The following is a 19,294-nucleotide window of genomic DNA, read 5'->3' as shown; positions in this document are numbered from 1 at the left end:
GGGCGAATTAGCTGCTTTTGGGTTTGGGCGCGGCGGCGAGTTCGGCCAGTTTGAGGCACATCTCGGTGGCGCGGCCCATGTCCTGAACACTGATCCATTCCAGCGGGCCGTGCAGCTCTTGCATGCCGGTGTAGATATTGGGGCAGGGCACGCCCATTTCGGTGAGCCGTGAGCCATCGGTGCCGCCGCGAATCGGGTTTGAAACGGGGTCGATCCCGATGGCACGGCTGGCAGCATGGGCCAGTTCAACCGGAGTCATGTCTTTTTCGAGCCAGTAGCGCATGTTGCGATATTGCGGGGCGATTTCGCAGGTGATTTGTGCGCGTGGTTCGCTCGCCTGTACCGTTGCGCAGACCTGTTCAAGCAATGCGCCCTTGGCGGCCAGACCATCGAGTTCAAAATCGCGCAGGATAAAGGTGAGTTCAGCTGAGGCGGCTGTGCCCGACATGTCGGTGATCATGATGAACCCGTCGCGCCCCGACGTGGTGTCGGGAGTCATGGTGACATGCGGCAGGGTCTGGATGATCTTGGCGGCGAGGTGCAGCGCGTTGACCAGCTTGTCCTTCGCGGTGCCGGGATGGATCGAGACGCCTTCGATGCGTATCGTCGCGCCATCGGCAGAAAAGCTTTCATATTCGATCTCGCCAAGCGCGCCGCCATCGAAGGTATATGCAAAATCGGCGCCGAGATCGGCGGGCAGGCGGGGATCGACGCCGCAGCCGATTTCTTCATCTGGGGTGAAGGCGAGGCGGATCTTGCCATGGGGCAGATCGGGATTGGCCAGCATGTGGCGCGCGGCGGTCATGATGATTGCGACACCGGCCTTGTCGTCAGCACCAAGGAGCGTGGTGCCCGAGGCGGTGATGATGTCGTGGCCCTGCTTGGTGGCGAGGTAGGGCGAAAGCGTGGGCGAGAGCGTGAGGCCGGGGGCGTCAGCAAAGCTGATGTCGCCGCCGTTATAGCCGCGATGCACTACGGGTTTGACGCCCGAAGCGTTGAAGGCGGGGGCGGTATCGACATGCGCCAGAAGGCCCACCACCGGGGCAGGTTGATCGGCGGTGGCGGGGATTGTTGCCAGCACGGTGCCATAGTCGGTGAGCGTGATATCCTGCGCGCCGATCTCTTGCAGTTCACCCATCAGCAGGCGCTGCATGTCGAGCTGGATCGCGGTGCTGGGTTGGCTTTGCGAGGTGGCGTCGCTTTGGCTGTCGATCGCGGTATAGCGCAGCAGGCGGGCTTCAAGTTCGCAATCAAAAGAGGTTTTCATCGGCATTAAGTGTCGGCGACGGTGGAGTGCCAGAAGATGCGGACATTGGTGGCGAGACCTTCCGCATCGAATGTGGCGATCAGGGTGCCATCGAGGATCAAGCGCGGCAGCGAATCGCCGGGTTTGCGCCCCGGAATGCCGGTGCCGGTGGATTTCGCCCAGATCGCGAAAAGCTCTTCCGAGGCGACCTGATACTCCACATGCCAATGCGCTATTCCACTTGAGGTATCTGATGCAAGCACCTCATAGCGCAGGGAAATGTCTTCTTGTAGTTTGATCCGGTCCCAATAGACCTTGCGCAAATCAAAGGTGTTCTGACACTGGAATGGGGTGTTCCAATATTCGCCCTCGGGTGTGAACAACGCGGCGAAGCCTTCGCTGTCCTGGCCTTCCCAGACCCGCTTGTAGTCGGCCATGAATTTTTCAATCGACATGTTTCAGAACTGTCCTCCGCTGCCTTGTTGCCAGGGCTTTACCAGGTTGCCGAAGCGGGTGAATTCGGCCTCGAACGAAAGCTCGATTGTGCCAATCGGGCCGTGGCGTTGTTTGCCAATGATGACTTCGGCCTTGGCGTGCAGGCGCGACATGCGGTCCTGCCACTCGGCCATCTCATCAAGGCGCTCATCGCCGGGTTTTTCACGCTCGGCGTAATATTCTTCGCGGAAAACGAACATGACCACGTCGGCATCCTGTTCGATCGAGCCGGATTCACGCAGATCGGAAAGCTGTGGGCGTTTGTCCTCGCGCGATTCGACCTGACGCGAAAGCTGGGACAGGGCGATCACGGGGATGTCGAGTTCCTTGGCGATAGCCTTGAGACCCATGGAAATCTCGCCAATCTCTTGCACGCGGTTTTCCGACGTGCCGCGCACCAGTTGCAGATAGTCGACGATCAAGAGGTCAAGCCCATGGGTGCGCTTGAGGCGGCGGGCGCGGGCGGCAAGCTGGGCGATGGGGATGGCGGCGGTATCGTCGATGTAGAGCGGACAGGCTTCGAGTGCCTTGGCGGCATCGACAAAGCGGCGAAATTCGCTTTCGTCCATGTCGCCCTGGCGGATCTTGTGGGACGAGATTTCAGAGGCTTCAGCGAGGATACGCCCGGCCAATTGTTCGGCGCTCATCTCTAGACTGAAGAACCCCACGACGCCGCCGTCGATGGCGCCTTCGGTGCCGTCGGGGCGGGTGCCGCGCTTGTAGGCCTTGGCGACGTTGAAGGCGATGTTGGTGGCCAGCGAGGTCTTGCCCATCGATGGGCGCCCGGCGAGGATCAGAAGGTCGGATTTGTGCAAGCCGCCGAGTTTCTGGTCGAGGTCGACCAGATCGGTGGCGATGCCGGCAAGGCCGCCTTCGCGCATATAGGCCGCATTGGCGACATTAACAGCGTCTGTTACAGCTTTGAGAAAGCTCTGAAATCCTGTCTCGGACTGACCCTGTTCGGCGAGTTGATAGAGCGCTTGTTCGGCTTCGACGATCTGTTCTTTGGGTTCGGAGCCGATCTCGACCTTGGCGGCCTTGGCCGATATGTCGCGCCCGAGTTGAATGAGATCGCGGCGGATCGCCAGATCATAGATCATCTGGGCATAGTCGCGCACCGCAAAGGCAGAGATGGCAGAGCCGGCAAGGCGCGCGAGGTAGGCCGGGCCGCCGAGTTCCTTGAGGCCCTCGTCCTCCTCGAAGAATGCCTTCAGCGTGACCGGCGAGGCGAGGTTGTTTTTCGCGATGCGCGCGGCGGCGGTCTCGAAGATGCGGGCATGGACCGGATCATAGAAATGCTGTGGGCCGATGATGGCGGCGACCCGATCGTAAATGTCGTTGTTGGTCAGAATCGCGCCCAGAAGCTGCTGCTCGGCTTCGATGGAATGCGGCACGGTGTCGGGATTCTTGACCTCGGCACCGGTCGGATTGAAGGCGGCTATTTCGTTCATTTGTCTTTTCCACTGTCCCCGGAAAGGTCTTTAGGCAACGAGAGGGGTTCGGTGCAAATTGTATGTTTCTGTGGATATTTCAGAAGTAGCACGAAACCACCAGATTTGGAAGCTAGAGGATGGAGACCACTCGATATGGTGGCTGGTCGTAGAAAGTTGACGTTGGGTCAGCCTGTGGGTTGGCGCCGACCCGGATGCCGGGCAAGCGCGCGCGGATCGCGCGGTCTAGGCGTTGTCTTCCTGCCATTTGCGCGGGTCGTTGAGGAAGGTCTCAACCCCCTGGAGCGTCTCGTTGTCAAAGGCGCCCTGGGCCTTGGCTTCGGCCAGAACATCCCACCAGGTGCAGAGATAGTGCAATTGCACGCCATGATCGGCGAGGGTCTTTTCGGTTTCCGGGAAAATGCCGTAGTAGAAGATCACCGCCGTATGCGCACAGCTGGCACCGGTTTCGCGAATGGCATCGACGAAGGAGAGCTTGGAGCCGCCATCGGTGGTCAGATCCTCGACCAGAAGCACGCGCTGGCCTTCGCTCATCGTGCCTTCGATACGGGAATTGCGACCGTAGCCCTTGGGCTTCTTGCGCACATAGGTCATCGGCAGGGCGAGGCGTTCGGCCATCAGAGCGGCGAAAGGGATGCCTGCGGTTTCGCCGCCGGCGATGTTGTCAAAGGCCTCGAAACCCGCGTTGCGCATCACGGTGACGGCCATGAAATCCATCACGGTCGAGCGGATGCGGGGGTGCGAGATCGGTGTGCGGCAATCGATATAGGTGGGGCTGGGCAAGCCGGAGGCCAGTGTGAACGGCTCGCGGGCGTTGAAATGCACCGCTTTGATTTCCAGCAGCATCCGGGCGGTGAGGCGGGCGATTTCTTCGCGGGAAGGATAAGAGGAGGGGATCATGTGGCGGGCCTTTGCTTTGGCGGGACGCGCCGGGGGCAAGCCCCCCGGACCCCCCGGGATATTTCTGGTCAGAGGAAGGAGTCAGGCGGCGCTCCAATGAACGGGGACGCCGGGGTTGAAGACGGTGACGGGGCCGTCGTCGGATTGGATCTTCTCGGGGAATCGCGTGGGATGGTCGGATTTGGTTAGGGTGAGTTTGGCCTCGTTGGGTTTGAGGCCGTAAAAGGCCGGGCCGTTGAGGGAGGCGAAGGCTTCGAGGTGGTCGAGCGCGCTTTCCTCTTCGAACACATGCGCCAGCAATGGCATGGTGTTGGTGGCTGTAAAACAGCCCGCACAGCCGCAGGCGTTTTCCTTCAGGGGGTCGGTATGCGGGGCGCTGTCGGTGCCGAGGAAGAAGCTGGGATTGCCCGAGGTGGCGGCGGTGCGCAGCGCCAGGCGATGGGATTCGCGTTTGGCCACGGGCAGGCAATAGTAATGCGGCTTGATGCCGCCGACGAGGATGTGGTTGCGGTTGATCATCAGGTGGTGGGTGGTGATCGTGGCGCCAAGATCAGGGCCGCCGGCCAGTGCATAATCGACGCCTTGGGAGGTGGTGATGTGTTCCATCACCACCTTGAGGCCGGGCGTGGCGCGGCGGATTGGGTCGAGCACGCGCTCGATGAACACCGCTTCGCGATCAAAGATGTCGATGGCGGGATCAGTGACTTCGCCGTGCACACAAAGCGGGCAGCCGATTTCGGCCATTTTTTCCAGAACAGCGCGGACGTTGTCGAAGTTGGCCACACCAGATGCGGAATTGGTGGTGGCACCGGCCGGGTAGAGTTTGACAGCAGTGATGAGGCCGCAGGCGTGGGCGGCGGCGAGATCTTCGGGGTCGGTGTCTTCCGTTAGATAAAGCGTCATCAGCGGGGCGAAATCGGCGCCATCGGGCAGGGCGGCGAGGATGCGGGCGCGGTAGGCTTCGGCCTGGGCACCGGTAACCACCGGTGGCACCAGGTTGGGCATGATGATGGCGCGCGCGAAATGCCGGGCGGTTTCGGGCAGCACGGCGCGCAGCATGGCGCCATCGCGCAGATGCAGGTGCCAATCGTCGGGGCGGCGTATGGTGAGCGTTGTCATGCCCGTGCGCTTAGCGCAAAGCGGCGCGGCTTTCCAGCCCACCTGTGGCGCGCGCGCAAGTGGTGAAGGTTCAGGTCCGCTCGGGCGGGATGCGGATATTGCCGTCTTTGGCTTCGCGTTCAAGCTGGGCCAGGCGACGCGCGAAACGCGGCGCTTTTTCGAGCCGTTTAAGCACGTTGCGGCAAACCATCGTGGAAAACCAAGGGCGATCCTGGCGATCAACCACCGCCAGAAGGCCGCGCAGATAGGGCGGGTGATCGCGCCGGGCGCGCATCATTCGCGCAAAGCTCTGAGTATTGAGCTGGCCCGTTGCGGCCTTGACCAGAAGCGGCAGGAGGCAATTAAGCTCTATCAACTCGCTCTGAATCGATGAGCCCATGTAGCGCAGGCGGTATTTTTCGACATTATTGCGGGTGAAGAGCGCGGCATGCATGGCGTCAAGTTCGACCTGTGGATCATAGATCACAAAAGCCTGTTCGGCAGCATCGAGCATGTCGGGCGCATAGCCGTAGCGGTCGGAAAACGAGGTGCGGCGCATGTGGGTGAAGCGTTCATCCCATTCGGTGATGCGCGGATCGAGCGTCGCCTGGGGCTGAATCGTCAGAACGGTGGCGCCGGGCGAAGCGACCGAAAAAGCGGCGGCCGCGTAGCCGCAGGGGCCCGCGCCATAAAAGATCACGCGGTCGAATTCCTCAAAGAAGCCATCATCGATCAACGCGTCGAAATAGCCGTAGACATCCGGGTCGCGAAACCAGGTATCGCCATCGGACATGACCGTAAGGCTGGACCAGCCATGACTGCGGGTCAGTTCCCAGCCGAGCGGTTGGGCCTTGTCGGAGAGGGCACGGATGCCCTGAATCGTCTCGAAGCAGACGAGAAGCGTGGCACCATCATCAATGAAGGCCGCGAGATGGCGGCGCCCCAGGGGTTGGAAGTGACCGCGGGTTTCGGCGATGTCGGCCATGCCAGTCAGCCACGCGGCTTTGTCGAGGTCGCCCAGAGATGTATCGAGCGACGAATCGGGCGAAGGGTCGGGCGCCGGTTCAAGAGTCGACTCGGATGTGTTGGGCGTGTCCTGCATCACGTTTTGCCTCGCGTTGCGGCCCGATTGAATGGCGCGGGCGCGCGTTGTTTGGCGATGGTGATAGGCGGCAATTTGGGCAAAATTGCGGAAAATACATGCGGTTTTCGGGCAGGAAAGCAGGTGATCAGGCCGTTTGTGAGGCGGCGCTGGCGAGACCTAGTCCGGGGACGGGTCTGATTTTGCGAGCAAGGCGTGGTGGGTGAGAAAACGCGCGGCATTTTGGGACACGGGGCGCGAGGGCGGAGTTTGCAGCAGGCGGCCATAGAGGGCGCGGTACGGCTCGTCTTGCAACAACTCAAGAAAGCGGGCCTGGCGCCATGCAACGGCGGCGCGGTGCAGCGTATCGAGCACCGGGTCGGCGCGCAGGGCGGCGAGATGGGCGGCGCGGGGGCCTGCGAGCGCGGCAATGGTGCGGTCTTCTTCGATCATGTAATTGCGCTCAACCCAGTAGTCGACATCGAGCATGTGATCGGAATGCACGGCCCGGCCACGATCTGCCTTGAGCACGAAATTTTCCATGCTGCCAAGGGGATAGTGATTGAGTTGCGCCAAGCCGTAATTGGGCCGACCGTAGTTCGAGAAGATCCGCCCCTTGGTGAATTTTGCGTCGAGGGCGCGCCCGTGGCTGTCATAACAGCGGGCCGTTTTCACACGCTCTGGATCGGGGGCGCGGGGGCGGTGCACACCGAGTTTGCTGTAAGTGCCATCGTTGCGAAACAGCGTCTTGAACATCGATGCGCGCCAGGGCCAGTGCATGATTTCAGGGGCGGCATGAACAAACGTGTCAAGCACCGGGTCGTCGGTGTAACGTGCCAGCCCCATTGAGCCGAAAAGGCGCCAGGTGAGGGTGATCGCCGTGGCCTCGGGCAAGGCGGAGAGAAGCGCGGGCACCGTATGATCGCCGGTGTGAATGTTGATGAATTCGTCGACATCGAGCGCGATGATCCAATCGGCGGCGGCAACGAGGGGCGAAGCGTCGGCCAGTTTCATGGCCGTGAACTGAATACCACCCTTGTGATAGGGGCCGTCGTTACGGATATGGGTGAGATGGCCCAGTTCGGCCAACCGATCGAGCATGGTATCGGTGCCATCGTCACAATCGTTGGAGAATACCAGGAAATCGGTAATTCCGCTCGCAAGGTGATGCGCGAGCCATTCCAGAAAATAGGCGCCTTCGTTGCGAACAGTTATAACGGCAAGTACTTTCAATGGCTTACCATTCACGCCTGAACACGATCACCTTGCGGTAGGACCAGCGGGGATAATAGGTGAGTCCGGCGCGGTGCATCGCTTCAAAGACGGCGCGCACACCGGTCGCGCCGATCCATTGGGGGTGAAGCTCAATCACGGCGGCGCGCAACCCGTCATATTTGAGGGCTGGCAGGATTTCAGCCTCGGCGCCTTCAATGTCGCAGATCAGGATGTCGGGTTTGATCTTCTTGAAGGTTTCGTTGATGCCGCGCACTTCGATCTTTTCGACCGAGACGATGCCCTCGGGCGGGCGGGCGTCATAGTCGAGCGAGGATGCGAGGAAATTCTGGCGGCAATAAAAATCGCGCGGTTGGGTTTTTTTCGGGCCGAGAAGTGCGTTGTGCACGGTGACGTTGGTGACGTTGTTGAGGGCATGTGCCGAATGAATATAGTCGATCAGCAGGGGGTTGGCCTCAAACGTGTGGATCTCTTTGACCGGGCGCTGAGCGCCGATCAGGGTGGAAATATAGCCGATGCCGCCGCCCAATTCGAGCACGGTGTCGCCTTCACGGGCGATCTTCAACACCGCGTCGGCTTCGAGCCCTTCGTAGCTGCCTTCGCGCAGGGCCTTGCGGGTGCGACCACGTATGATCTCACGCACTTTGGGCATCTTGATCCCGCGCGAGCGGATGTAGGGGCGTTCGGGATTTTGGGTGGTCTCGGTCGTCTCTGTGGAGCTTGGCATGTTAGCTTTCCATATCCAGAGCGAGCGCGTAAGCGACGCGCTCGGTTTCGTTGAGCTTGATTTTCAAAGCTTGCTCGTAAAGGTCTTGAAACTCTTCCATCTGGTGCAGTTCTTCGGCCTTGGCGTGGTGCCATTCAAGACCGGATTCATGATGGCCGCGCAGCAGGTCGTCTGCCATCAGGCGATCATATTCGCCTTTGAGACGGGGGATGTTGCGCTTGATGGTGATGTCCTTGAAATCGGACCAGTCCATGCGGATCCAGTAATTCAACCCGATGGAGCGATCGACATGCAGCGCGCGGCCGCGCTGGCGCTTGATCAGGAAACTTTCGGCCGAGCGAAGTGCATAATGGTTAAGCTGTAAAAGGTCGTAACCAATAGATTTTTTAGAACTCCGCCAGCCTTTTTCTGCGGCTTCGCGGGTCATGTCCTGACCCGACCCGTTGACCCATTTCACCTTGGATTTGAAGCTTTCATCCAGTTTGTTGGGGCGGTGGCACGAGATCTTTTCATAGGCGCCGATATTGCGGAACATGGTCTTGAAGCCCCAAACGGTGTGTGGTTTGGGGCAGAATTTCGGGGCGCAAGTATCGAATTGGTCGATCACGAATTCATCGGCGAGATCGGTGATGCCGTTGTGACCGAAAAGCCGCCAAGTCATCGCAACATTGGTGGCGTCGGGGGCGGCGGCGAAGAAATCGGCCAATGTGCCGTTGCCGCAGCGGACGTTGATGAATTCGTCCACGTCGATATGGATAATCCATTCGGCGTTCTTGATGACGTCTTCCTTGAGCGCCTGATTGAGCGCGTATTGCTGGGGCGAATTGCCCTTCCACTTGTCGTTGTTACGGTGCTGAAGCACGCCAAGCTCTTGTAGACGGTCAAGAATTTCGCTTGTCCCGTCGGAACAATCGTTGGTGTAGATCAGGAAATTATCGACCCCCATGGCGCGGTGATAGGCGACCCATTCGACGATGTAGGGCGCCTCGTTCTTCATGCAGCCGACGACGACATTGCCGGAATTTCCAGGGGGAAGCGGGCGCGGTTTGACTTCGCTGTAGGCGGCGGCAAGCTGGGTCTCGTCAACCATGCCGAGCTTGTTGTGCGGCGCGAAGGAGGAGGTGCGTAGTTTGGCGAAATTCTGCTGTGCCAGAGGCGGGAGGATTTCGCGGGCGACGTCGGTGAGACCGTCCTCGGAGTTCGCTTTCGCAGGCTTTGATTGTGATTTTTTATCAATGGGCTGCGGGCCTTTCTTCACCTTTTGCAAAGCGGCGAGTTTGGCCTTTTTCTCTTGCCGTGTTGCTTTGTCGATGCGCCATTTGAAGCTGAGCAGGTATTGTGTTGCGCGATAGCCATTGCCGGGGTCGGCTTCCTCCCAAGGGTCGCAGGCAGGGTCGCTTTTGAGCGCGGCTGCATTCAGGGCCGGGTGGGACTTGATGAGTTGTTTGATCTGAGGGGCGAAGGCTTTGGAAATTTCGGCAAGCGAACCGGGGGCAATCGGATCGCCCGCAATTTCAATCTCCCCCATGAATTTACGCCAGAGCGGGCGTGGCAGGATGCGTTTACGCTTACCCAAGACGTGCAGCAGCAGTTCGTTCAACTGCCGAGCGCGCGCGACCCAAGCGGCGGAGGGTTGCGAGGGTGGGGTTTCGGGTTCGGCCCGGCCGAAGTTCTCGGAGATACCGAAGGCTTGCTGTATTTCGTCGATCACCTCGGCGCTATAAAACCGGGCCTCATCATAGGGGCGCAGGGTCATGGTTTTGGGTCCGAAAACACCTTCCCAATGGGTTATAAGGCGTTGATAATCAAGCCAAAATGGCGGGGTTTGGGTCTCCAGAAACTGACCTGCCTGCGGGTCGATCTTGTGGGCATCCAAGAGGGCATCATCCCACCAATCGGCGGTTCCGGCCATCTCAAGTTCGAGATCAAGCGACGCGGCGCGCCCCTCCATCACCTGCGCGCCGTAGTGGCGGGCGAGAAGGCGGCCCGGTTCGTCAATATGGGCGACGATTTGGATGTCGTCAGAGAATTGGTTGAGCAGCGCCTTGAGACGCTCAAGCTCGGACGTGCGGGCAAGCGAGCTGCCCAGTTGCGAGGCGGAAAGGATCATGAGGTCGGGGCTGTGCGCCTCAATCTCGCGTTTGAGGCCGACGGTGACTTCGGCGCGCAGATCGGCCTGTGACTGGGGCGTGATGTAACCGCGATTAAAGCGCAGGGGGTCGATATGTTCGGGGTCTGTGACGGCCATATAGAGACGTGTGTGGTTCTTGCCGCCGGGACTGCGCGGATAGAGAACACCCTTGGAAATAAGGCCTTCGCGCTTGGTATCGAGCACCTGTTGCAGGCGTTCGGCGCCGACCTGTTCAAGGCCGATATGGAGGATGATGCGCATCAGGCCACCTTGCCGTTGACTAGTTTTTCCAGTTCGTGATTGACGTTGAGCCGACCCCACCAAGGCAGGTCACGGCCAAGGAAGGCGGCGATTTTGCTCGGTGCCTCGTGGTCGGAAATATCGTATTCGAGGAAGTCGTCGGCGTCGGCAAAGACATGGCGCAGGAAGGCATGGTGCGACGCGATCCATTGAGCGCGTTCAAGGTTGGTGTGGCCAAAGCCGCGCGGCAGACCCGGCACGGTGAGTTTGGGCAGTCGTTCGATGCCCATATCGGACCATTTCAGCATACTGAGCGCCTGATCACGCGGATCGCGGGTTGAAGCGAGGAAGCGCACGCTGGGGTGATGGGCGCGAAGGGCGGCGATGATGCCCCAATCGGTCTGGGGCCAATAGGAGAGGTTGCCCTTGGTCATGCCGATTTCGGAGAAGGCGTCGAATTCCGCCAGCGTTTCCAGAGGGTCGCCTGAGGTGAAATACCCTTGGTACATCTGGCCACCGACATAGCGGCCACGCAGGTTCTTGTTGTCGGTGTCGCGCCAGCGAATGCGGTAGTCAGCTACCTTGAAACCGGCTTCCTTGAGCGCGCGGGCCAACGTGGTGGTGCCGGATTTGGGCAGGCCAAGGTTGATCACGATCTGGCGGCTCATGAGGCGAGTCCGAGTTTGATCAGCATTTCTTCTTCCTGGGGGCTGATCTTGGGAGCGGATTTGAGGTGGGTGTGCATTTCGGCGTAAGCCGGTTGGTCCATCAACGCGTTACGTTTGGCCATGTGAAGTGCAACAGCTTCGTCATGTAGTGCTTTGATCTCTTTATCGGATTTCAGAACATCCAGCGCCTTCTTAAGGTCAGGCAAGTAGCGCTGAATCGAGGTGTCGAGATAGGCGTCATCATTGCGTTCGCGCCAGTAGGTATCGTCAAAGGCGCGGTTTTCGCGGTTCACGTCGCCGCGGTCATTCTTGACCAGATAACTGTCGAGGGAACGCAGGGCATAGTGGTTGAGTGTGGCGAATTCGCGCGCGCCCTGTGCCGGGAACTTGCGGATACGGCGTGGGTTGGCGGCGACGAGGAAGCGGTGCTGAACCTCGCGCCCGGACCCGTCGGTCCATTTCGGGCGTTTACGTGGTGGCAGGTTCTTGCGAAAAAACGGACGGTGCGCGCCGAAATATTGCAGCGGAAAATCGTGACGCATGAGGGACTTGACCTCAATCGCGGTTTCGCCGCACCAGAGGTCGGGGTTATGAGAGCGGGTGAATTGTTCGATCACCGGGCGATCCTCAAACCCGATCACGTCATTGTTGGAAAAGAATTGAAAGGTGATTGAAATGGCTTGCGGGTTGTCGCAGGCGTCGATCAGGGCGGGGATGGTGTGATCCCCCACATGAATGTTGAGAAATTCATCGACGTCGGCCACCCAGACCCATTCGGCATTGGTCACGATGTCCTGATTGGCGGCGTCTTTCAGCGCCTCCATCTGGTAATTGCGCCCGGTCGCGGGGTTGGGCAGGTGTTGTACGATGCCGCGCGCGGCCAAGGCATCGAGAAGGCGGTCGGTGCCATCGGTGCAATCGTTGGAATAAAACAGATGATCCGTGACCCCGATCAGACGATTGAAGGCGATCCATTCCAACAGGAACGGCCCTTCGTTTTTCACACATGTCACCGCAGTGATCCGCATTACGGATGCCCCGCCGGTGTTGCGGTTTTGGTTTGCATTGTTCTGCCCGTCTGACGTTTTCGCCATCTCATGCCGGTGTAAACCCGTGCTTTTCTTGAGAAAGACCTTCGCATTTGAGGCGCGTGGCGTCAATCATTGCGCATGCGTTTAGCTCGGGGTGTGGCGTGTTGCTTGACGGCGGGGCGGGGCCGTGCAGGACTGTGACCAACAGGAGGGCCGTAATGAGCAGTATGGCGAATATTGATGATGTGCAGGCCATGTTGGCCGGACAGGATTATGTCTGTGGCCGCGCGCTTTCGACGGTGGTGTTTTTGGCGCTGAAGCTGGGACGGCCATTGTTTTTGGAAGGCGAGGCGGGCGTTGGCAAGACCGAGATCGCCAAGGCGATTGCGGCCGGGCTCGGGCGGCGGTTGATCCGGTTGCAATGTTATGAAGGGCTGGACGCGTCGAGCGCGGTTTATGAATGGAATTTCGCCGAGCAGATGATCGCCATTCGCACGGCAGAGGCGGCGGGTGGGGCAGATCGTGATCTGCTCAAAACCGAGTTGTTCACCGAGGAATATCTGATCGAGCGGCCCTTGTTGCAGGCGATGCGGCCCCAACCCGGCGGCGCGCCAGTGTTGCTGATTGATGAGTTGGACCGCACGGATGAACCGTTTGAGGCATTCTTGCTGGAAGCGCTGAGCGATTTTCAGGTGACGATCCCAGAGCTTGGGACCATCAAGGCGCCCGAGCCGCCGATTGTAATTTTGACCAGTAACCGCACGCGCGAAGTGCATGATGCGCTGAAACGGCGCTGTCTTTATCATTGGGTGGATTATCCGGATTTTGAGCGTGAGATTGAGATTTTGCATGCCCGCGCGCCCGAGGCCGCTGAGGCGTTGAGCCGGCAGGTGGTGGCGTTTGTGCAGGCGTTGCGCACCGAGGATCTGTTTAAGAAGCCGGGCGTGGCCGAGACGATTGATTGGGCGAAATGCCTGTTAGCGCTGGATGTGATTGATCTATCGCCCGAGGTGATTGCGGATACGGTGGGGGCGATTTTGAAGTATCAGGACGATATTCAAAAATTGCAGGGTTCAGAGGCCAAGCGGATTTTGGACGAGGTGAAAGAGTCGCTGGAGCCGGTATGAGAGTGTGCGGGGCGCGATGATGCAGAATGTTTTCGATCTTGAGGGCGATCCGGCTTTTGACTTTGTCGACCCAAAGCTCGCCCTTGCGCTGTTAGAGAGTAGCGTTGAGGGGCGAGGGTGGTTCACGGACCTTTTGTTTCGCAAGGGAGAGGGAGAAGAGGCCTGCGCCGAGGTCGGGGTGTTTGATGGCTGAACACATCCCGCTTGATCTTCCGGAAAATCCCAAGCTGGCCCATAACATCACCCATTTCGCCCGCGCCCTCAGGAAGGCGGGTCTTCCGATTGGGCCGGGGCGGGTGATTGATGCAATCCGCGCGGTTGAGGCGGCGGGATTTAGCGAGAAGGCTGATTTTTACTGGGTGCTGCATGCCTGTTTCGTGAACCGGCCAGAGCATCGCAAGATTTTTGCGCAGGTGTTTCGGCTCTATTGGCGCGATCCGCGTTTCATGGAGCATATGATGGCGATGATGCTGCCCGCGCTTCGGGGCGTGCAGGAGGATCGCCGCGCCGATGCGGCGGAGAAGCGCGCGGCAGAAGCGTTGTTGGACGGGGCGGCGCGCGATGCGCCCGAGATGCAGGATGAGAGCGACGAGGAAATCCAGATCGAGATTGATGCCTCGCGCACCATGTCACGCGGGGAGCGGCTGCGCAGTCTTGATTTCGAGCAGATGAGCACCGCGGAAATTGCCGAGGCCAAGCGGATGTTGGCGCGCCTTTCGCTGCCGGTCAAGCCGCTGCCATCGCGGCGCACCAAGGCGGCGCTTGTTGGGCATGCCTTGGATTGGCGGCGCACCATGCGGGGCGCGATGCGGCGCGGGGGCGAGCTTCATGCTTTGGAGTTGAAAGCGCCGAAGATGCGGTGGCCCAATCTGGTGGTGCTGTGCGATATTTCCGGCTCGATGAGCCAATATAGCCGCATGGTGCTGCATTTCTTGCATGCGGTGATCAACACGCGCGGCGCGGGCTGGGCCAAGGTGCATGCGTTTACCTTTGGCACACGGTTGACCAATATCACCCGCCATCTGGCGACCCGCGATGTTGATCAGGCGCTGGCGGCGGCGGGGGCCGAGGCGCAGGATTGGGAGGGTGGCACGCGGATCGGGGCAAGCCTGCATGCGTTCAATCGCGACTGGTCGCGCCGGGTGATGGGGCAGGGTGCGGTTGTGTTGTTGATCACCGATGGGTTGGATCGCGATGAGCCTGAGCTTTTGACGCGCGAGATGGAACGGCTGCACCTAAGTGCGCGGCGGTTGATCTGGCTCAACCCGCTGCTGAGGTGGGACGGGTTCGCCCCGAAAGCGCAAGGGATCATGGCGATGCTGCCACATGTGGATGCGTTTCGTGCCGGGCATTCGATTGCCACGCTGGAGGAGTTGGCCGAGGCGATCTCGCGGGTGGGAGATGTGGGCGAGAAGGACCGGTTGATGGCGATGATGCAGGGCTGAGGTTCGCCTTGGGGTTCGGCGTGCTTGCGGCATCGGGAAACCTCCATGCAACAACTGGGCCGTGTCATGCGTTGGTATCTTGGACGACAAAATCTTGAGAGTCGGAGAAGATGACATGACAAAGACATTTCTGAAATCGAGCACGGCATTTCTGATGGGGCTTTCCCTGGCGATGCCCGGGGCGGTAACGGCACAGAGCGCGGCGGGACGATTGCCGCCCTGCGTCAATGCCGATGGCGAGGTCTGGACAGATCAGCTCAGGGCGCAGGCGGGCACAGTGTCGCCAAGGGTGCCGGACGCCGGAGCCGGGGGCATGGGTGGACAATTCGCGCGTTGCGTATTCGACGATGGCGGGCAGAAGCATGTGTTTACCGGGCAGTTGAACGACGGCGGAGGGGTTGTCGTGGGGCAAGGCGATCTGCTGGCGGTGCTTGGCGCGCCGAGCGGCGGCGCGGCCAATGCGGCGGAGGCCGGGGCAGCGGACGCCGGGAACGAGGCCGGGAATGAAGCGTCGGCGGAACCGACAGCAGAACCGCAGGATGATACGGCGATGGCGGCGCAGGAGACGTCCGCGCCGGAGCCTGAAGCAACGCCGGAAGTGGCAGAGGAGTCGTCTGCGCCGGAGCCGCGGGCCGAGGCTGAGACGGAAGCGGGTCGCGCCGGATTGGATACGTCGAACGACGGCAGAAGCGAGACCGCGCCGGAAGGTGGCAGCAACGCTGGCGAGGCCGCGCAGGTCGAGGTGCAGCAGGATGATACAGCCGAGAGCACCGCAGCCGCCAATGCGACGGTCGAGGCGCAAGCCTCTGCCAATGCCGATACCGATCAGGTAGCCGAAGGTGCCGAGGTGGAAACCCAAACCGTGACCGAGGCCGACACGCGCAAAAGCGACGAGGATTTTGGCACAGCCGTCACGGCGAAAGCCGGTGCCAAGAAGGACGGGCTGAGCGATTTTGAGAAATTCGCCATCGGTGCGATTGGGGCTGTCGCGGTCGGGGCGATGCTGAGCAATGGCAAGAAGGTGGTCGCCAACTCTGGAGATCGCGTCGTGGTGCAGCGTGAAGACGGGGAATATGAGGTGCTCAAAGATGACAACGTCTTGTTGCGCCGCCCTGGTGTCGAGGTCAGGACCGAACGGTTCAACGATGGCTCGACGCGCGAAACCATTTATCGCAAGAACGGTGCGCGGGTGGTGACCGTCAAGGCGGCAAACGGCCAGGTTCTGAGCCGGGTGCGGGTGACGCCGGAGGGTCAGGAGGTTGTGTTGTTCGACGATACTTCCGCGGCAAACCCGGTGACAATCAGTGCGCTGCCCAAGCCGCGTCAGCGCGCAATCGCGACTGAGGATGTCACAGCAGATGAGTTGCGGCTCGCGTTGGCGGCGCAGGATGATCTGCGCTTTGAGCGCAGCTTTTCGTTGCAACAGATTCGTCAGATACGTGCGGTGCGTGAATTGGTGCCGGTGATCGAGTTGGAAGCGGTGACTTTTGACACCGGTTCGGCAGCTATTCGTGCTTCGGAGGCCGAAGAACTCAGGGTTCTGGGCGATGCCATGCAGCGCCTGATTGAGCGCAACCCTTACGAGGTGTTTCTTGTTGAGGGGCATACCGATGCGGTGGGCAACGCCACCTACAACCTTGCCCTGTCAGACCGCAGGGCGGAATCGGTCGCGCTTGCGCTGACCGAGTATTTCGACGTGCCGCCGGAAAACATGGTGGTGCAGGGCTATGGCGAATCGAACCTCAAGATCCGCACATCGCTGGCGGAACGCGAAAACCGCCGGGCCACCGTGCGCCGGATCACCCCACTTTTGCGAACGGCATCGACGCAGTAGGGTATTTCGTCGCTAAGCGCGGGTAAGATCGCGGGGGCGAGGCAATGGGCCTTGCCCCTTTTTCGTGCCAGACTGATAGTATCCTGGTGAAGTGCGGAGCTGGCGGGGTGCGACAGACGATTGTCGAATAGTACCCTGCGCGCGTGGGAAAGGGAGAGTTATGCAGCGTTTCGATGACATGCCGGAAATCGCTCTGGAATGGGTACGCGAGGGTCGCAAGGTGGCATTGGCCACGGTGGTTCAGACATGGGGCAGTGCGCCGCGCCGTGTGGGCAGCCAGTTGGTGATTTCACAGGAGGGCGCCATCGCGGGATCGGTTTCGGGGGGCTGTGTGGAAGGCGATGTGGTCCTTGAGGCGATCGAGGCGATTGCTGAGGGCGCGCCGCGGATGTTGGAATATGGCGTTGCGGATGGCGATGCCTTTGCCGTGGGATTGGCCTGTGGTGGCACGATCCGGGTGATGGTCGAACCGATTGGCACGGTCTTGCCGCTGGGTCTGCTGGAAGAGTTGGTCGCGGCGCGCGCAGAGCGTGAACGGATCGCCGTGATCTCGCCCGAAGGGGAAGGCGCGCGTTATCTGGCGCGCGAAGGGTTTGAGGATCGGTTCCGCATGGACGCTTCGGGGTTCGAGGAGAATGGCGCGTTCGTCACCATTCACAACCCGCCGCTGAGGTTGATCATTGTGGGGGCTGTGCATATCGCGCAGGCACTGGTGCCGATGGCGCGGCTGGCGGGGTTCGACCCGCTTTTGATTGATCCGCGACCGGCGTTTGGCGCGGCAGAGCGGTTTCCCGGCGAGACGATCCTTGAGGACTGGCCTGATGAGGCGGTGCGCGCCTTGGGGCTTGATGCACGCTCCGGTTTGGTGCTGCTCACGCATGATCCCAAGCTGGATGATCCCGCGTTGAACGTAGCCTTGCGCTCAAAGGCGTTTTACCTTGGGGCGCTGGGCTCGACGCGCACCCACGCCAAGCGGGTGGAGCGGATGAAGGCGGCGGGGTTCTCAGACGCCGAGTTGGCGCGGCTGCATGCGCCGATCGGGCTTGATATCAAGGCGGCGGGTCCGGCGGAGATTGCGGTGTCGATCCTGGCCGAGGTGATCGCGGAATTGAGGGCGCCATGAAGTTCGGCGATGTTCCCGTAGGTGAGGCCGAGGGGGCCATTCTGGCGCATTCGGTCAAGGCGGGTGAAAAGCGGCTGCGCAAGGGGCAGATGTTGGAGCGCGCCCATATCGAGATGTTGGGCCGAGCGGGCATTGCGAGCGTGGTGATTGCGCGGCTTGAGGTCGGAGATCTGCATGAGGATGACGCGGCGCTGGCTGTGGCTGAGGCGCTGATCGCGGGGGCGGGACCGCATGTTCGGCTGAGCCAGCCGGGCAAGGGCCGGGTTAATGTGATTGCCGCCGGGCCGGGCGTGGTGGTGATGGATGAGGCGCGTCTGCGCGAGGTCAACCGGGTGAACCCGATGATCACGGTAGCCACGGTGCCGCCCTTTCAGCAGATGGCAGAAGGGGGGATGATCGCCACGGTCAAGATCATCTCGTATGCTGTGCCGGGAGTGGATGTGAGCAAGGCGGTGGAGAGCGCACATGGCGCGTTGGACCTGCACGGACCCGAGATCGCGCGGGCGGCGTTGATCATCACCGAGATTGCGGGCGGAGCGGGCGACAAGGGGCGCGAAGCTATCGCCGCGCGGCTGGAGGCATTGAACGTGACGTTGGATGCTGTCGTTCTGGTGCCCCATAAAGCCGGGGAACTGGCGCAGGCGCTGGAAGCTGAGCTGAAGACGGGAAAAGACGGGCTGGTCCTGATCCTGACCGGCTCGGCCACGTCGGATTTGGGGGATATCGCGCCGGAGGCGGTGCGCGTGGCGGGGGGCGAGATCAAACGGTTTGGTATGCCGGTCGATCCGGGCAACCTGTTGTTTCTCGGGCGGTTGGCCGAGAGGCCGGTGATCGGGCTTCCGGGCTGTGTGCGCTCTCCGGCGCTGAACGGTGCCGATTGGGTGCTGAGCCGGGTGGTCTGTGGCATTGACGTGACCCACGCGGATATCGCCGATATGGCGGTTGGCGGGTTGCTTAAGGAAATCCCGACGCGGCCCATGCCACGGCGGGGCAAGCGGGAAAGCTAGGGCGATGGATGCAGAAGTAGGTTGATTTCAGGATAGCGACAAGCAGCACATAGAACAAAAACCATTCCGGCGCACTTTCTCGTCAGCCGTATTTTCGCATGGCTTCCAGTTCGAGGTTTAGTCTTAGTTGCTTGTCAGCGATCTCTTTCATCAGGGATTTGCGTGCAACATCATCCGTTTCAGCTTTGAGTGCTTGATGAAGCTCTGAAATCTTGTTTTTCAGCTGCACGGCCAACGGCTTTGCTTTGCTTTCTTTTATCAGACGATCAATCACTGCGTCTTTGGGGGTGGAGAGAAACGCGAGCGGCTTGCCTGCTCCCGGTAGGTTGTCGAACTCACCCGAGTTTTCAGCGGCTTTTATCGCCATTTCAATTGCAGGGTTCATTGGATGTGACATGAAACAAGGCCTCTTTGCTTCTGCCCAGCGAAGATAGTTATGGTTGAGGGGCTTTTCCAG

At 60.4% G+C, this 19,294-nt stretch carries 18 protein-coding genes; 6 read left to right on the top strand and 12 right to left on the bottom strand.

The features are described 5' to 3' along the window. Nucleotides 1-7 precede the first annotated feature (7 nt). The 11 genes from pepT to LZG00_10695 all read right to left on the bottom strand — a co-directional run bounded on the left by pepT (nucleotide 8) and on the right by LZG00_10695 (nucleotide 12,298). Nucleotides 8-1,267 (bottom strand): peptidase T, encoded by a 1,260-nt coding sequence (gene pepT / locus LZG00_10745; GenBank protein ID MCF3594478.1) that lies wholly within the window; start codon nucleotides 1,265-1,267, stop codon nucleotides 8-10. Between the two features lie 5 nt (nucleotides 1,268-1,272). After that, nucleotides 1,273-1,701 (bottom strand): nuclear transport factor 2 family protein, encoded by a 429-nt coding sequence (locus LZG00_10740; protein MCF3594477.1) that lies wholly within the window; start codon nucleotides 1,699-1,701, stop codon nucleotides 1,273-1,275. Between the two features lie 3 nt (nucleotides 1,702-1,704). Beyond that, nucleotides 1,705-3,192 (bottom strand): replicative DNA helicase, encoded by a 1,488-nt coding sequence (locus LZG00_10735; protein ID MCF3594476.1) that lies wholly within the window; start codon nucleotides 3,190-3,192, stop codon nucleotides 1,705-1,707. A gap of 225 nt (nucleotides 3,193-3,417) precedes the next feature. After that, entirely contained in the window at nucleotides 3,418-4,092 is a 675-nt protein-coding gene (locus LZG00_10730) for an orotate phosphoribosyltransferase (GenBank protein MCF3594475.1), read from the bottom strand. 81 nt (nucleotides 4,093-4,173) lie between these two features. Then, entirely contained in the window at nucleotides 4,174-5,211 is a 1,038-nt protein-coding gene (gene pyrC, locus LZG00_10725) for a dihydroorotase (GenBank protein ID MCF3594474.1), read from the bottom strand. A gap of 70 nt (nucleotides 5,212-5,281) precedes the next feature. Beyond that, a complete protein-coding gene (locus LZG00_10720) occupies nucleotides 5,282-6,292 on the bottom strand; it encodes a phosphoadenosine phosphosulfate reductase (GenBank protein MCF3594473.1) in 1,011 nt (336 codons plus the stop codon). A gap of 159 nt (nucleotides 6,293-6,451) precedes the next feature. Continuing rightward, nucleotides 6,452-7,504 (bottom strand): glycosyltransferase family 2 protein, encoded by a 1,053-nt coding sequence (locus LZG00_10715; GenBank protein MCF3594472.1) that lies wholly within the window; start codon nucleotides 7,502-7,504, stop codon nucleotides 6,452-6,454. A gap of 4 nt (nucleotides 7,505-7,508) precedes the next feature. Beyond that, nucleotides 7,509-8,231 carry an FkbM family methyltransferase gene (locus tag LZG00_10710; protein MCF3594471.1) on the bottom strand — a complete coding sequence of 241 codons (723 nt, stop codon included), beginning with the start codon at nucleotides 8,229-8,231 and terminating at the stop codon, nucleotides 7,509-7,511. A gap of 1 nt (nucleotide 8,232) precedes the next feature. Continuing rightward, on the bottom strand, nucleotides 8,233-10,623 hold the full coding sequence (locus LZG00_10705) for a glycosyltransferase family 2 protein (protein MCF3594470.1): 2,391 nt from the start codon (nucleotides 10,621-10,623) through the stop codon (nucleotides 8,233-8,235). Further along, complete coding sequence (locus LZG00_10700; protein ID MCF3594469.1) at nucleotides 10,623-11,270, bottom strand: sulfotransferase family protein; 648 nt, start codon at nucleotides 11,268-11,270, stop codon at nucleotides 10,623-10,625. Before LZG00_10700 ends, LZG00_10705 begins: the two co-directional genes overlap by 1 nt. After that, the gene (locus LZG00_10695) at nucleotides 11,267-12,298 is read right to left on the bottom strand and encodes a glycosyltransferase family 2 protein (protein MCF3594468.1); all 1,032 of its coding nucleotides are present in this window, start codon (nucleotides 12,296-12,298) and stop codon (nucleotides 11,267-11,269) included. The genes LZG00_10700 and LZG00_10695 overlap by 4 nt, the downstream gene beginning before the upstream one ends. 221 nt (nucleotides 12,299-12,519) lie before the next feature. On the opposite strand from LZG00_10695, the gene LZG00_10690 reads away from it, so the two are divergent. From LZG00_10690 to LZG00_10665, 6 genes are all read left to right on the top strand, one after another. Continuing rightward, nucleotides 12,520-13,428, top strand: a complete 909-nt coding sequence (locus tag LZG00_10690; GenBank protein MCF3594467.1) for a MoxR family ATPase — start codon at nucleotides 12,520-12,522, stop codon at nucleotides 13,426-13,428. A gap of 19 nt (nucleotides 13,429-13,447) precedes the next feature. Continuing rightward, nucleotides 13,448-13,621 (top strand): hypothetical protein, encoded by a 174-nt coding sequence (locus LZG00_10685; GenBank protein ID MCF3594466.1) that lies wholly within the window; start codon nucleotides 13,448-13,450, stop codon nucleotides 13,619-13,621. Next, entirely contained in the window at nucleotides 13,614-14,873 is a 1,260-nt protein-coding gene (locus LZG00_10680) for a VWA domain-containing protein (protein ID MCF3594465.1), read from the top strand. The genes LZG00_10685 and LZG00_10680 overlap by 8 nt, the downstream gene beginning before the upstream one ends. A 115-nt stretch (nucleotides 14,874-14,988) precedes the next feature. Beyond that, on the top strand, nucleotides 14,989-16,707 hold the full coding sequence (locus LZG00_10675) for an OmpA family protein (protein MCF3594464.1): 1,719 nt from the start codon (nucleotides 14,989-14,991) through the stop codon (nucleotides 16,705-16,707). Nucleotides 16,708-16,867: 160 nt separating this feature from the next. Beyond that, the gene (locus LZG00_10670; protein MCF3594463.1) at nucleotides 16,868-17,830 is read left to right on the top strand and encodes an XdhC family protein; all 963 of its coding nucleotides are present in this window, start codon (nucleotides 16,868-16,870) and stop codon (nucleotides 17,828-17,830) included. Continuing rightward, entirely contained in the window at nucleotides 17,827-18,837 is a 1,011-nt protein-coding gene (locus LZG00_10665) for a molybdopterin-binding protein (protein MCF3594462.1), read from the top strand. Before LZG00_10670 ends, LZG00_10665 begins: the two co-directional genes overlap by 4 nt. A gap of 82 nt (nucleotides 18,838-18,919) precedes the next feature. Here LZG00_10665 and LZG00_10660 read toward each other — a convergent pair whose 3' ends face one another. After that, nucleotides 18,920-19,234, bottom strand: a complete 315-nt coding sequence (locus tag LZG00_10660) for a DUF1992 domain-containing protein (protein ID MCF3594461.1) — start codon at nucleotides 19,232-19,234, stop codon at nucleotides 18,920-18,922. Nucleotides 19,235-19,294: the final 60 nt, after the last annotated feature.

The organism is Rhodobacteraceae bacterium LMO-JJ12 (genome assembly GCA_021555075.1).
Taxonomy (GTDB): Bacteria; Pseudomonadota; Alphaproteobacteria; order Rhodobacterales; family Rhodobacteraceae; genus JAKGBX01.
This window is presented reverse-complemented; position numbering and strand designations above follow the sequence as displayed.